We start from the raw sequence: 13721 nt of genomic DNA, 5'->3' as shown, positions 1-13721 counted from the left end.
TCTTCCACGTCCTCCACGAGCAACCCCCCGGTCATAGTTGGTACTTCCCGACGAGGTCGGAGAAGCGTCTGGACAGGTTGGAGAGATTGCCCGCCACCTGCTCGATGCGTTTGGTCCCCTCCACGTTGTCCTGCATGGCAATGGTCAATTCGTTCATGGCGACGGCGATCTGCTCGACGCCGATGGTCTGCTGGCGCGTGTTGCCGGCGATCTGCCGGGCGGCCGACGACGATTCGCGGATGAGGTCGGACAGCCCCTTGATGGCGGCGCCCGCGCTCTGGGCGAGCTCCATGGCGGCCAGGGCGCGGCGGCTGCCCTCCTCGGTGGCCATCACCGCGGCGCGGGTGCCCTTCTGCACCTCGCCGAGCAGGGCGCGCACCTGGTTGGCGGCCATCTTCGACTGCTCGGCCAGCGTGCGCATCTCCATGGCGACCACCGCGAAGCCGCGGCCCTGATCACCCGCCTTGGCCGCTTCGATGGAGGCGTTGAGCGCGAGCAGGTTGGACTGCTCGGCCACGTCCTTCACCGTGGTGATGATGTCGCCGATCTGCAGCGTCTGCTCGTTGAGGTCGGTGATGGCCAGGGCGATGGCCTTGACCTGCTCGCTGAGCTTCTCCATGGCGGCCACGCTCTCGACGACGACCTTCTGGCCCTCGGCGCTCAGCGAGTCCGAGCGGCTGGCGCCGGTGATGACGGTGTCGGCGAAGGACGTGGCCTGGCGGGACGTCTGGGCGATCTCCGCCACGGTGGCGCCCGTCTCGTGGATGGCGGAGGCCTGCTCGTTGGCCATGGCGGACTGCTGCGAGGAGGTGGCCAGCACGTTGGTGGCCTCGCGCTCCATGTCCGCCGCGGCGCTGCGCAGGTCCTTGAGCATGTTGGTGAGCATCTCCGCCATGGTGGCGAAGCTGCGCGCCAGGTCGCCCACCTCGTCGATGCCGCTCGATTCGATCTGCTGGCGCAGGTCGCCCGCGGCGAGTCCAGCCGCCGCGCGCGCCAGGCGCTCGAGTGGGATGATGAGCATGCGGCAGAGCACGGACACCACCACCAGACAGCCCGCGAGCGTCAGCACTCCCAGGCCGAGCACGTGCAGGACCATGCGCGACACGGCCTTCTCCAGCACGCTCAGCTCCAGACCCACCTGCACCGAGCCCACGCGCTCGATGGCGTCCGGCGGGGCGCCGGGCCACGAGGAGACGACAGGCGCGGAGATCTCCAGCACGGGCCGGCCTCCCACGTACAGCTCACGGGGCGCCGTGCTCAGGGACACCTGCGGCAGCAGGGCCGGGCTCACCAGGCGCTCCACCGCGGTGTGGGCGAGCATGTCGCCCTCGGGGCCGCGCACCACCACATAGGCCATGTCGGGGTCGGGGTGGTGGCGCAGCGCGGCGACCGCGGCCTGCCGCAGCGACTCCGTGTCCCGCGCGGCCGACAGGTGATTGGCCAGCGAATGGCTCGCCGCCGAGGCGCGCTTGGCGAACTCCACCTTGAGCGCCTCGCGCATCCGCAGCGAGAAGGCGGCCACGAGCAGGGCGATGACCAGCGCGCCCGACACCGCGGTGATGGCCACGATCCGCGTGCGCAGACTGAGCCGCCGCATGTCCAGCCGCTGGATCGTCAGTGGTCTCATGCCATTGCCATCCATGGGACCTCCCCAGAACAACGAGCGGCGCTCATCGCGCACCCGACTTTCCCATCTTCACTCCTGGCACGAGCGCGCGCCGCAACCCACCCACCGTCATCTCCTCGACTCCGCGCAGCACGAGTTCGTCATCCAGGCCTTCCAGCGCCCGGAGCGCGTTGCGCCGCGCCCGTTCCGCCTCGTCGGCCAGACCCAGCTGTCCATACAACGCCACGAGCATGGCATGCCCGATGGCCAGTTGCGGCTCCAGATAGAGCGCCTTGCGCACGGAGGCCACGGCCTCGCGCACGTCGCCTCGCTGCTCGGCGACCATGGCCAGCAGCAGGTAGGCCTCGGGCGACAGCTCGCGTGCCGCCAGGCGGGCGAAGGCCTCGGCCTGCTCGAAGTGTCCGTCGCGCGCCGCGGCCCGCGCCTGCTCCAGGGTGTCGCGCACCAGGGGGCCCGAAGGGGCCGCGGGCGCGAGCGTCTCGGGCAGGGAAGCCGCCAGGGACGCCACCGCGGGCGGGGAGTGGGCCACCGGCACCATCTGGAGCGGGGGGCCGGGCGTCCAGGACGGCGCCCGGACCGGGGCGGGCTCGGAGGGGGGCACCGGGAGCGGCCCCGCCACCAAGGGCTTGCGCAGCACGGGCAGTCCCTCGACCATCTGCTCCTCCAGCCCCAGCCCCCGGGTGAAGGGCAGCTCGGCGGGCGCGAGGAAGAGCCAGCCCCCCGGAGCGAGCGCCGCGAGCAGCCGCTTGAGCACGACGCGGATCGTCTCTGGGGGGAAGTAGATGAGGACGTTGCGGCAGAAGATGGCCTGGGCCCCGGACAGGGGGGGAGGATCCGTCACCAGGTTGTGCCGCCGGAACTCCACCCGGGCACGCACCTCGGACGGCACGGTGACGGAGTCGGGCCGCAGGGTGAGGTAGCGCCTTTCCAGCGCCAGCTCCATGCGCCGCACGCTCCAGGGCGAGTAGACGCCCTGCCGGGCCTTGTCCAGGGCGCGGCCGGACACGTCCGTGCCCACCACGCGGATGTGCTCGGGCACGAGGCCCGCGGTCAGCAGGGCCATGGCGATGCTGTAGGGCTCCTCGCCGCTGGCGCACCCGGCGCTCCAGACGAGGAAGGGCCCGACGTGCACGGAGGCCACGCGCGCCAGCTCGCGCAGCTGCTCGGGGTGGCGGAAGAAGTACGTCTCGCCGATGACCGCGTAGCCGATGAAGGACTCCACCGCCCCGGTGTCGCGCGCCAGCAGCCGGTGGAGGAAGTCGAGCGGCGGCAGGCCCTGGGCCTCGGCCGCGCGCGTGAGGGCGGTGCCCAGCGAGCGGCGCACACTGGGGGCCAGCACCATGCCGCACTCGGCGCGCAGGACGGACTCCAGACCTCCGAGCGCCGCTTCATCGAGCCGTTCCACCTTCCCCGGCTCCTTCACGCGCCCTCCGGAACATTCAGGATGGCCGAGGCGCGCAGCAGCGGGCGGATGCCCTCGGGCGTGCGGCACAGGCCCGCCATCAGCCCCGTCCTGTCCCACGCCGTGGGCACGCCCTCCTCGACGGACCCCTCCACCAGCACGGGCGACTCGACGAGGTCGCGCACCCGGTCCACCAGCACGGCCACCATGCGCGAGCCGCCGCAGATGACCAGGTGAGCGTCCAGTTCCGGCTCCCGCGGCACGCCCAGCATGGCCGCCAGGTCCACCACCACCGCGGGCGTGCCCCGGTAGAGCATGGTGCCGCGCACATGGGGCAGGGCCGCCGGCAGGGGCTCGATGGCCACCAGCCGCACCACCTCCAGGACGGCCTCCACGGGCAGCAGGGCGGTGGAGCCCGCCACCTCCACGGTGAGGTAGAGCCCCGGCAGGCGCTGGTCCACGCCCAGCGTGCTCAGCTCCCGCCGCAGCCGGACGATCTCCTCCTCCAGCACCAGCAAGCGCTTCTGGACCGACGCACGTCTCGCCTGGGCATCAGCCGTCATTGGAGGAAAGTCGACCATGGCGGGCCCGCCTGAACGAGTCCGCGGGGGGAGGGATGGAACGGTAGTCCGATCACGCCGAACCCGTCAATGCGGGCCGCGCATCCCCCTCGCCCCCTGGTCCCTCGGCGAGCACCCCGGGGATGGGAGCCAAGCAAGCACCCGCTCCCAAGTCGCGTGTTTCCGGGAGTTGTGGTTTCATGGCTTGACTCCACTTCCTGGAAGAATGGTTCCCACCCGGCCGCGGGATGGGGGAGCACGACGAAATTATGGTGACCGGCGACTCACAGGGTCCAGGTGATACGGGGACGGATCCCCTCATCGGGCGAACGCTCAACGGCCGCTTCAGCATCCTCGAGCCGCTGGGTGTGGGAGGCATGGGCCGGGTCTATCGCGCCAAGCAGACGCCCCTGGACCGGGTGGTGGCGCTCAAGGTGCTCAATCCCCACTTCCCCACGAGCAAGGATCCGGGCTTCCAGAAGCGCTTCCTGCGCGAGGCCTCGCTCTCCTCCAAGCTCCGCCACCCCAACACGGTGACGGTGATTGATTACGGACAGACGGACGACGGCATCTACTACATCGCCATGGAGTACATCGAGGGCCGCACCCTCGGTCAGGTCGTGGCGGAGTCGGGTCCCATCGCCTGGGCGCGCGCGCTGAGCATTACCCAACAGATCTGCCGTTCACTGCGCGAGGCGCACAACCAGGGCATCGTCCACCGCGACCTGAAGCCGGCCAACATCATGCTGCTCAACGAGGCCGACCAGGACCTCGTCAAGGTGTTGGACTTCGGACTGGTGAAGTCCATCGCCGTCACGGAGAACGCACCCAACCCGGAGATCACCCAGAGCGGCACCTTCCTGGGCTCCCCGGCGTACATGGCGCCCGAGCAGGCGCGCAACGAAGCCGACGTGCGCAGCGACGTGTATTCGCTCGGCGTGGTGCTCTACCAGATGCTGGTGGGCCGGCCGCCGTTCGTCTCCAAGGATCACATCGAGCTCATCTTCGCCCACCACAAGGAGCTGCCCCCCGCGTTCAGCTCCGTGCGGCCGGACATCTCCGTGCCCATGAGCATCGAGTCGGTGGTGCGCCGCTGCATGGAGAAGGATCCGGCGCGCCGCTACCAGACGATGGACGAGCTCTTGGAGGCGCTGCGCACCGCCAGCATGGAGGCGGGCGGCCACAGCGGCATCTTCAAGCACCCGAGCGGACAGAGCACCACCGGGCCGCACAAGACGCCGCTCTTCGCGGGCCTGTCCGGGGACGCCCACTCGAGCGGAGACACGCTCGCGGTGGACATCAGCGTGGAAGTGCCGCCGGACATCCAGAAGGCGCGCCGGCGCACGCTGCTCATCGGAGGGCTCGTGGGAGGAGGCATCGCGGTGCTCCTGACGGGAGGGCTGCTGCTGTCCTCGAGCCTCTTCGGGTCGGCGTCGGCGCCCCGGAGCGAGCCGGTGGCCGCCGCGGCGCCCCAGGCCGCCCCCGCCGCCGAGCCCGCGGCGGATGCGGTGGTGCGCTTCCGGCTGATGAGCCAGCCCACGGGGGCGCACGTCTTCTACAAGGGAGAGGAGCGCGGCACGACGCCGCTGCTGCTGGAGATTCCCAAGGACAAGGGCCAGGACACCTTCACCGCCGAGTTCACCTTCACGCTGGATGGCTACCACCCGGAGACGGTCATCACCGGCGGCTCGGGCGAGGTGGTGTTCTCCCAGAAGATGCAGCGGGTGCGCACGGCCAGCCGGGGGAACTCGTCCAGCCGGGTGGAGCGGGCCATGGCCACGAGCGGCGCCGCGCCGTCGGCGGCCGGAGGCTCGATGTCCGCGCCGGTGTTGTTGGAGGCCGAGCCGCCCCCGCCCTCGGAGGCCAAGGGCACGTCGGCGGTGGCCGTGCCCGTGGTGGCGATGGCCCCGGCGGTGGACACGCGCAAGGCCGACGGCCCCGTGCCCTTCCAGGAGGGCATGCCCCGTCCGGTGGAGCTCCAGGGCAAGGAGATCGTGTTCTCGCGCGAGGCCCGCGCGGCACGCGTGTCGGGCGTGATGATCGTCAAGTGCGTCATCACCCCCAAGGGCGGCGTGGAGAACTGCCGCGTCATCAAGGGCCTGCCGCACATGAACGAGGCGGTGGTGCAGTCGCTGCAGGCGCGCGTCTACAAGCCCATGGTGATCGACGGCCGTCCAACGGCGGTGGACTACCCCTTCGTCATCCGGCTGGTGCCTCCCCGCGAGCGCTGAGGAAGGCACGTCGGCGCGCCGCGGCCGGGGCTCTCGGGCCGCGGCCGGGGCTCACGAGCCGCGCGTGCGCCCGCGCCGCCGGCCGAGTCCCCACACACCGAGCAACGCCGCCACGGGCAGCAGGGCGCCAGGAGCCGCCGCGCACCCGGACCACGGGACGTGGGACACCGCCTGGAAGCGGCGGCCGGTTTCCGGGTTCTCGCCGCACTGGGTGGGCGGGAGTCCCCGGGGGTAGGCGTCGCAGAAGCCCGCGATGCTGCCCACGTCGATGATGCGCTTGTTCGTCTCTCCCGGGAACGCGGAGGGCTCCATGGTGGACCCCGGCTGTTCGGGAACGTGGTCCAGCCCGACCACGTGACCGAGCTCGTGCGTCACCGTGTTCTGCACGTCGGCGGAGACACACCCGGAGGTCTGGCTGCCGTCACAGGGCGGCGAGTCCACGGTGGTGAAGAGAAACCCCCTACCCGCCGGGGCCGCGTTGAGCTCGATGTCCGCGTCGAAGACCCTGCCGGAGCCCAGACCATAGGTGGTGGTGGTCAGCCCGAGGATGCCCCCGCCGTGCTCCCAGCAGGAGTAGACGTTGCCGCAGGTCTTGTCCTGGATGCAGCGGTCCCCCGGAGGAACGACATCGTTGCAGTCCTGCTCGCGGAAGGTGATGACGTTCTCGTTGACGTCGGCGTCCTCGTCATAGCCCACGAGGGGGTGCTCGATGTCGGGGCCCCGGCGGAAGGTGTAGTCACTGCAGGTGGCGGACACCGCGCGCCAGGACTCCACCGAGGCCTCGATGGCCGCGAACTCGGAGTCCCCCGGGGTGCGGGCGCTGCCCGCCGCATCCAGGCGGTAGACGTACTCGCGCCCGGGCCAGAAGACACAGAAGGGCCGGCCCTCGGCCAGGGTCCGGTGGTACACCTGCGCCTCGGCGAGAGGCGCGGTGAGGCAGAGCGCCGCGGACACCACCACCCCGAGCGGGCGTGTCATGAGCGAGCTCCCCGGCGCCGCCACCCGAGCCAGCCCAGTGCCGCCAGCGCGGAGAGCCACGGCGCGCCCCCCGTGGTGGAGCACCCCGCGGCCTGTTTGCCCAGGACGAAGGTGGTGTCGTGCGGAGACGACGCGTCGAGCGTGGGCGTGAGGCAGCTCTGGCTGGGAAGCCCCTTGGGGTAGGTGCGGCACACGAAGTCGCGCGAGCCCGAATCGATGACGCGCTTGGAGATCTCCCCCGAGGGCGCCTGGGGGTACATGACGGAGGAGCTCAACCACGTGTGATCCAGGCCGATGAGATGGCCGAGCTCGTGGGTCATGGTGTTCTGCACGTCGGTGGCCACGCAGTTGGGCGTCTTGCTGGCGATGGGCTGGGTGCAGGGAGGACTGGACACGGTGGTGAAGACGAAACCACTCGCGTTCAACTGGATGTCCGAGTCGTAGATGATGCCGGAGCGCTCGTCATACGTGGTGAGCGTGAGGGCGATGGTGCTGTCATTGCTGTCCCAGCAGTCGCGCAGGTTGCCGCACGTCTCGTCGGCCCAGCACGCGTCCGTGGCTGGCACCACTTCCTGGCAGCGCCGGGAGCGGAAGAGGATGAGGTTGTGGTTCTCCTCCTTCTGCACGTACCCCACCTGGCGCTCGTCGAGCATCGGCCCCTCGGAGAAGCGCAGGTTGCCGCAGTCCTCGAAGATGCGCTGCCAGCTCTGGACGGAGGCGCGGATGGCCGCGAACTCGCGCTGCTTCTGCTCGTCCACGCTCTCGGGGTTGCCCACGCTGCTCAGGTTCCAGGTGATGGTGGGCGTCGTCCAGAAGAGGCACTGGGTGCTCGAGTCGTCCTTGTCCACGTGGCTGCGCACATAGGGGCTGCTCTGCGCCAGGGCGAGCGAGAGGAGTAGGGCGGAGGAGACCATCATGGCCGCTTCTCCTGCGAGCGCACCGGGGCCGGCTGCTGGAGCGCCGCGCGGATGGAGGCCTTGAGCTCCGAGAGCGGCAGGGCCTGGCGCGAGGACGTGACGGGCTGGTGCGTCGTGGCGTCCAGCAGGAGCGCCTCCCCGGTGGACTCGGGCACCGCCATGGCGCGCGTCTCGCCCTCGGTGCGCAGGACCTTGTACTTGCCCTGCGCCATGCCGGAGACCTGGAAGGCGGGCCCGCGACGCTCGAGGAACACCACCACCTCCTCGTTCGGGGAGAAGGAGGCGAGGCCACTCACCTTCTGACCGATGTCGCCTACCCGCCCCCCGCGCTGGGTGACGAGCACCGTGCCGCCCGCCTGCCCCTTGAGGGCCTCGGTCACCTGGATCTCCACGTCCGTGACGATGAGGCGGCGATCGCCGCTCCACCGGCTCTCCGTGCGGCGCACCGTGCCATGGACGATGACATCGGCCGAGTGCGACAGCTCGGGCAGGTCCATCTGGAGCAGGGTGGTGGCGCTCGCGGGCAGACAGAGCAGGACAGCGGCGGAAAGCAGGACGCGCAATGCGGTGGAACGGGTCATGAATGGGCCTCGATGCCGGGCAGTTTAATGCATGGCGGGTGCTCGCGGGACCGGGAAGCGGCCGCTTCGTTGACCACACGAGACCGCTCCTGCTATCCGCCCCCTCCGACTATGGCCTCCGCACCTCGCGTCCGATTCGCTCCGTCCCCGACCGGCTACCTGCACATCGGGGGCGCCCGTACCGCCCTGTTCAACTACCTCTACGCGAAGCGCCACGGTGGCGTGTTCATCCTGCGCATCGAGGACACCGACCAGGAGCGCTCCACCCCCGAGTCCGTCAAGGCCATCCTCGACGGCCTCACCTGGCTGGGCATCGACTGGGACGAGGGACCCGGCAAGGAGGGGCCCGCCGCCCCCTATTTCCAGACGCAGCGCTTGGACCTGTACAAGCAGTACGCGGACCAGCTCATCGCCGAGGGCAAGGCGTACCGCTGCTACTGCACCCGCGAGGAGATCGACGCGCGCCGCGCCGCCGTCGAGAAGGCCACGGGCAAGCCGGGCACCTACAAGTACGAGGGCACCTGCCGGGATCGCAAGGACGTGCCCGAGGGCCGCTCCGCCGTCATCCGCTTCAAGATGCCGTCGCAGGAGGGCGAGGTGACCTTCAACGACAAGGCGCTCGGGCCCATCACCAAGGCGTACTCGGACCTGGATGACTGGGTGATGCTGCGCGCCGACGGCATCCCGCTCTACAACTACGGCTGCGTCATCGACGACCACACCATGGACATCACCCTGGTGGGGCGCGGACAGGAGCACGTCAACTCCACCTTCCCGCAGCTCATGCTCTACCAGGCCCTCGGCTGGAAGCCGCCCGAGTTCGCCCACTTCCCGCTCATCCTCGGGCCGGACCGCGAGAAGCTGTCCAAGCGCAAGCACCCCGAGGCGGACGTCATGCTGCACAAGCGCAACGGCATCCTGCCCGAGGCGCTGCTCAACTTCGTCGTGCGCCTGGGCTGGAGCCACGGCAACGACGAGGTCATCTCGCGCGAGCAGATGGTCGAGTGGTTCGACTTCGACCACGTGGGCACCACGTCCGGGGTGTGGAACCCGGAGAAGCTCTTGTGGCTCAACCAGCAGTGGCTCAAGCTGCTCGCCCCCGCGGTGGTGGCCTCGACGCTCGCGGACTTCCTGGTGGCCAAGGGCGTGCAGATCAAGGCGGGAGACCCCCGGCTGGAGCGCGTGGTGATGGCCTTCCGCGAGCGCGCCAAGACGCAGCAGGAGATGGCCGACATGGCGCTCAAGTACTTCCAGCACGGCGTGACGCTGGAGGAGAAGGCCGCGGCCAAGCACCTCACCGCCGAGTCCAAGCCCCTGCTCGCCCAGGTGCGCGAGCAGGCCGCCGCGCTCTCCCAGTGGAGCGCCGCCGCGCTGGACGAGGTGGTGAAGAAGGTGAGCGAGCAGGCCGCGGTGGGCATGGGCAAGGTCGCCCAGCCGGTGCGCGTGGCCGTGACGGGGGGCACCGTGAGCCCGGGCATCGGCGAGACGCTCGAGCTCCTGGGGCGCGAGGAGTCCCTGCACCGCCTGGACGAGGCGCTCGCCCGCGTGGGCTAGCAAGCCTGGGAACGCCCGGGGAGGCCCAGGTTGCAGTGGACACCTCCGCGCCAGGGCCCTATTGTTCCCCGCCGATGACACGAGTGCTTGACAGCCGGAAGGGCCTTTTCTATAAGGCGCGCCCGCTCGGGGCGGTGGTGGTGGCGCTCTGGGCGGCGGTGGCGGTGGCGGAGGTGGTGAGCGGGGCTCAGTTGCCTGACGGCGCCCAGAGGGTGGGCGAGAACAGGTACCGGGCGCCGGGGGATTACGAGAAGACGCTCGAGTACTACAAGATCGTCTACCCCGTGAGTTCCTATCCCCGGCGGGTCATCGTCAACCAGCCGGGCGTCAAGGCTGTCCACATCACCAATCCCTCGGGGAAGAACTTCGAGGGGTTGAATATCTACGAAGCGAATGACGAAGTTCGGGTGTATGTGGTACCTCTGAAGTCGGCTCCGGCGAGCAGCAAGCCGGTGAAGAAAGCAGAGCCGAAGTCGGGGAAGAAGTCGCGGTAGCCCGGTGGTTCGAAAAAGCAGTTGAATCAGCGGGGTGGTTGCGGTACGGAGTGGGCAGTTGAGCGGTTCTTGGGGAATCGTCTAACGGCAGGACAGCAGACTCTGACTCTGCTTATCTAGGTTCGAATCCTAGTTCCCCAGCTCGTAGCACCCGGTTGTCTACCGGCCCTGTCGTCTAGTGGTTAGGACGGAGCCCTCTCACGGCTCAAACTCGGGTTCGAATCCCGGCAGGGTCACACGTAGAAAAGGCCCCCACCTTCTTGGGAAGGTGGGGGGTTCTGCTTTCCGGCCCTGTCGTCTAGTGGTTAGGACGGAGCCCTCTCACGGCTCAAACTCGGGTTCGAATCCCGGCAGGGTCACTGAAACGCCCGCTTCTCTCCTCGGAGAAGCGGGCGTTTCGCTTTTGCGGGCCGCCCTCCCCGCCCCTCCGTCCTAGGCACCGCCCCGCGCGAGGCTCTCCCGGAAGGCCATCAGGGCCGCGGCCAGGTTCGTCTGGGCGCGCTGCAGGTTGCGGCGCATGAGCAACATGCGCACCCGCTCCGGCAGCGCCCGCGGCGACGAGGAGCCGAAGCCCACCAGCTCCAGGCGCAGGGTGATGGCGTCCAGGAGATCCGCCAGGTCCGCATGGGGGCCGGCGAGCAACACCACGTCCGGCGAGGCCGTCTGGAGGCGCTCGGCGATGTCCCACCAGTCCGGCGCGCCCGTCTCCAGCACCACCACGGCGGCGCCGAGGAGCGCGGGGGAGTCCGGCGGCAGTGCCACCGCCTCCAGGCCCTCCTCCAACAGCGTCCGCAGGGCCTCGGGGCTGCCCACCACCGCCACCTGGCCCCCCGGCGACATCCGGCTGGCGAGCTCGTACGCGCGCAGCTGGCTCTCCATCTGCTCGCGCGCCTGAGGAGAGGCCTGCTCGCCCGCCTGCAAGAGCTCGGCGGCCTCCCGGGCCACCCGCCGCGCCTGCTCCCGGCCCTTCACCCGTCCCGCCCGGCGCTCCAGCGCGGCGCGCACCTTGGCGCGCACCAGGCGCAGATCCTCGAAGGGCTTGAGGATGTAGTCACTGGCGCCCGCGGCGAAGGCGGCGATCACCGACTCGGAGCTGGAGTAGCCGGTGATCATCACCGCCTCCAGCGAGGGCTGGCGCGCGCGCGCCTCGGCGATGAGCTCCACGCCGCCCATGCCCGGCAGGTTCTTGTCGGTGATGAGCACGTCGAAGCGCTGGGAGTCGAGCAGCACCAGCGCCTGCTCCGCGTCCTCGGCCAGGGTCACCACCAGGTCCGGCTCACGGGACAGCAGACGCGCGCACACGTCCCGCACCACGGGCTCGTCGTCCACCACCAGCACGGTCGAGGCGAGGGTGCCCCCACCCCCCTCACCTCCACTGCGCTCATCGGTCTCGAAGGGGAGGTCCATGTTTTCGAGAATCGCACAGCTCGCGACGGACTTCGAGCGTGGCCACCAGGGGGTTATGTTGGTGCGGTGGCGAGCTTCACGGATGCCTTGGAGGACAACCCCGCTCCGCGTCGGCTGGGCGACGTCTGGCTGCGCTACGAGCCCGGCCGTCTGCTCGGCGAATCCCGCGTCCCTTCGTACTGGAAGCGCCTGCTGCCCACCGTCTGCCTGGGCCTGGCCGTGCCACTGACCCTGCTCGTGCTGGTGGGCGCATGGGTGGACGGGGCCGGCCAGGGCGTGGGCCTGTTCTGGGTGCCGGGCCTCCTGGCGGCCGCCCTGGTGGGGCTCGCGCTATGGCTGGAGGGACAGCTCGGCCGGCGCCGCTTCGTGCTGCACTTCCGCTCCGAGCGGCTGCGGCTGGAGCGGCTGCGGTGGGCGCCGGGGGCCACGCGCGCCGAGTGGGTGCCGTTCGACGAGGTGACGGCGGTGGAGGTGGTGGAGCGCCCGGACGGGCGCTACGCGCTGGTGGTGGTGTGGCGCGCCGGGGACGAGGAGAAGACGCCTCCGCGGCGCGAGGTGCTGGTGGAGCACATCCTCCAGAGCGAGCAGGAGGCGCTCCTGCGCGTCTGGCGGATGCTGCACAACGCCTTCGGACTCAGGGGAGCGGGCCTCGCCGGAGGGTGAGCTCGACTTCCGTGCCCGTCCCCTGCTTCGAGGACAGCCGCACCGTGCCCCCGAACTGAGCCACCAGCTCCTTGCAGATGGACAGGCCAAGCCCCGTGCCGATGCCCACCGGCTTGGTGGTGAACAGGGGCTGGAAGACCTTCTCCTGAAGCTCCTGGGGGATGCCGCACCCGTTGTCCGCCACGGTGAGCAGCACGTCCTGCTCGCTCTGCTTCCAGCGCACCTCGATGCGGCCCGGCCGGCCCGTGCCCTCCATGGCCTGCGCGGCGTTGACGATGAGGTTGAGCAGCACCTGGCACAGCTTCACCGGCCCGAACGTCACCTTCACCGGCTCGCCCATGGTGGTGATGCGGGCGCGGTCGCGCACCTCGGCGCGCGCCAGCTTCACCGCGAAGGACACCACCTCGGCCACATCCGCCGAGGCCTCCATGTCATCGCCGCGCGCCTGCGCCCTCAGGCCCAGCGCCACCCCGCGCAGGTGATCCGCGCCCGAGGCCAGGTCCTGCAACAGCGAGGGCAGATCCTCGAGCACACTGGCCACATCCGGCGCGGGATCCGACGCCAGGTGCTTGGAGGCGTACTGCACCACGCACTCCAGATCCCTCCGCAGTGACGCCACGTTCTGCGACAGGTAGCCCACCGGGCCCATCAGCTCGTGCGCGATGCCCGCCGTCACCTGGCCCAGCGTGGCCAGACGCTCGGCCTTCATCATGCGCCCTTCCACCTCGCGCACGCGCAGCTCCAGCCGGGCGATCTTCAACCCGTCCTCGAGCGCGGCCAGCACCTCGGCGCGGTCCCACGGCTTGACGAAGTAGCGGCTCACCTGGCCGCGGTTCACCGCGTCGATCACCGCCTGCATGTCCGAGTAGGCCGTGACGAGCATGCGCTTGGCGTCCGGCGCCAGCGAGCGCGCGCGCTCGAGCAGCTCCACGCCCGTCATTCCCGGCATGCGTTGATCCGACAGGATGACGCCAATCTCGTTGCGCTTCTGCTCGAGCAGCGTCAGCGCCTCGGCGGGCGTCGAGCAGCGGAAGATGCGGAACTTCTGGCCGAAGTTCGCCTCGAACACCCGCAGGTTGAGCGCGTCGTCGTCGACGTAGAGGACGGCGGGGAGGTCAGACGGATTCATGGAGTTCCTCTCCGGGCCAGGTCGACCAGCACGCTCCCACCCATCCCACCACTGCGCCCACCCCCAAGAGATACCACGTCGCGCACAAAACCCGATGGGCCGTGTTTCACGCTCCCTCGGCCTCACGCTCCGGCAAGTCCGTTCGACAACCGTCGGCAACCACGTACCGGTTGAAACA

12 protein-coding genes and 3 tRNA genes are annotated in these 13721 nt (G+C 70.1%); 7 read left to right on the top strand and 8 right to left on the bottom strand.

The features are described from left to right. Nucleotides 1-31: 31 nt before the first annotated feature. The 3 genes from F0U63_RS14815 to F0U63_RS14805 are packed head-to-tail and all read right to left on the bottom strand — an operon-like array spanning nucleotide 32 to nucleotide 3610. Nucleotides 32-1642: a methyl-accepting chemotaxis protein gene (locus tag F0U63_RS14815; RefSeq protein WP_395846554.1), complete on the bottom strand. Its 1611-nt coding sequence runs from the start codon at nucleotides 1640-1642 to the stop codon at nucleotides 32-34. Between the two features lie 28 nt (nucleotides 1643-1670). Further along, nucleotides 1671-3032 carry a CheR family methyltransferase gene (locus tag F0U63_RS14810; RefSeq protein WP_395846553.1) on the bottom strand — a complete coding sequence of 454 codons (1362 nt, stop codon included), beginning with the start codon at nucleotides 3030-3032 and terminating at the stop codon, nucleotides 1671-1673. 14 nt (nucleotides 3033-3046) lie between these two features. Then, a complete protein-coding gene (locus F0U63_RS14805; RefSeq protein ID WP_395846552.1) occupies nucleotides 3047-3610 on the bottom strand; it encodes a chemotaxis protein CheW in 564 nt (187 codons plus the stop codon). A 248-nt stretch (nucleotides 3611-3858) separates the two neighbouring features. Between F0U63_RS14805 and F0U63_RS14800 the strand changes: the two genes are divergently transcribed. After that, on the top strand, nucleotides 3859-5820 hold the full coding sequence (locus F0U63_RS14800; RefSeq protein WP_395846551.1) for a protein kinase: 1962 nt from the start codon (nucleotides 3859-3861) through the stop codon (nucleotides 5818-5820). A gap of 51 nt (nucleotides 5821-5871) precedes the next feature. Here the strand turns inward: F0U63_RS14800 and F0U63_RS14795 are convergent, their stop codons facing one another. The 3 genes from F0U63_RS14795 to F0U63_RS14785 are packed head-to-tail and all read right to left on the bottom strand — an operon-like array spanning nucleotide 5872 to nucleotide 8296. Continuing rightward, nucleotides 5872-6798: a myxosortase-dependent metalloprotease, MXAN_2677/MXAN_2678 family gene (locus F0U63_RS14795; protein WP_395846550.1), complete on the bottom strand. Its 927-nt coding sequence runs from the start codon at nucleotides 6796-6798 to the stop codon at nucleotides 5872-5874. Then, complete coding sequence (locus tag F0U63_RS14790; protein ID WP_395846549.1) at nucleotides 6795-7715, bottom strand: myxosortase-dependent metalloprotease, MXAN_2677/MXAN_2678 family; 921 nt, start codon at nucleotides 7713-7715, stop codon at nucleotides 6795-6797. Before F0U63_RS14790 ends, F0U63_RS14795 begins: the two co-directional genes overlap by 4 nt. Then, nucleotides 7712-8296 carry a hypothetical protein gene (locus tag F0U63_RS14785; protein ID WP_395846548.1) on the bottom strand — a complete coding sequence of 195 codons (585 nt, stop codon included), beginning with the start codon at nucleotides 8294-8296 and terminating at the stop codon, nucleotides 7712-7714. The genes F0U63_RS14790 and F0U63_RS14785 overlap by 4 nt, the downstream gene beginning before the upstream one ends. Nucleotides 8297-8407: 111 nt before the next feature. Here F0U63_RS14785 and gltX point away from each other — a divergent pair, with 111 nt between their 5' ends. From gltX to F0U63_RS14760, 5 genes are all read left to right on the top strand, one after another. Continuing rightward, nucleotides 8408-9850 (top strand): glutamate--tRNA ligase, encoded by a 1443-nt coding sequence (gene gltX, locus F0U63_RS14780; protein WP_395846547.1) that lies wholly within the window; start codon nucleotides 8408-8410, stop codon nucleotides 9848-9850. A gap of 74 nt (nucleotides 9851-9924) precedes the next feature. Further along, nucleotides 9925-10344: a hypothetical protein gene (locus F0U63_RS14775; RefSeq protein ID WP_395846546.1), complete on the top strand. Its 420-nt coding sequence runs from the start codon at nucleotides 9925-9927 to the stop codon at nucleotides 10342-10344. A gap of 70 nt (nucleotides 10345-10414) precedes the next feature. After that, a tRNA-Gln gene (locus F0U63_RS14770) sits at nucleotides 10415-10485 on the top strand. Nucleotides 10486-10508: 23 nt separating this feature from the next. Then, nucleotides 10509-10580 (top strand) — tRNA-Glu (locus tag F0U63_RS14765). A 51-nt stretch (nucleotides 10581-10631) separates the two neighbouring features. Then, nucleotides 10632-10703: transfer RNA gene (locus F0U63_RS14760), tRNA-Glu, on the top strand. A gap of 73 nt (nucleotides 10704-10776) precedes the next feature. Here the strand turns inward: F0U63_RS14760 and F0U63_RS14755 are convergent. Continuing rightward, the gene (locus F0U63_RS14755; RefSeq protein WP_395846545.1) at nucleotides 10777-11751 is read right to left on the bottom strand and encodes a response regulator; all 975 of its coding nucleotides are present in this window, start codon (nucleotides 11749-11751) and stop codon (nucleotides 10777-10779) included. A 66-nt stretch (nucleotides 11752-11817) separates the two neighbouring features. Between F0U63_RS14755 and F0U63_RS14750 the strand changes: the two genes are divergently transcribed. After that, nucleotides 11818-12414 (top strand): hypothetical protein, encoded by a 597-nt coding sequence (locus tag F0U63_RS14750; protein ID WP_395846544.1) that lies wholly within the window; start codon nucleotides 11818-11820, stop codon nucleotides 12412-12414. On the opposite strand, the gene F0U63_RS14745 is transcribed toward F0U63_RS14750, so the two are convergent. Then, nucleotides 12386-13543 carry a sensor histidine kinase gene (locus F0U63_RS14745; protein ID WP_395846543.1) on the bottom strand — a complete coding sequence of 386 codons (1158 nt, stop codon included), beginning with the start codon at nucleotides 13541-13543 and terminating at the stop codon, nucleotides 12386-12388. The two genes, F0U63_RS14750 and F0U63_RS14745, sit on opposite strands and share 29 nt — an antisense overlap. Between the last annotated feature and the right edge of the window lie 178 nt (nucleotides 13544-13721).

Origin of the sequence: Cystobacter fuscus (assembly GCF_044360685.1) — a bacterium.
Classification (GTDB): Bacteria; Myxococcota; Myxococcia; order Myxococcales; family Myxococcaceae; genus Cystobacter; species Cystobacter fuscus_C.
The sequence above is the reverse complement of the archived record's forward strand: the minus strand, read 5'-3'. Positions and strand labels throughout refer to the sequence as shown.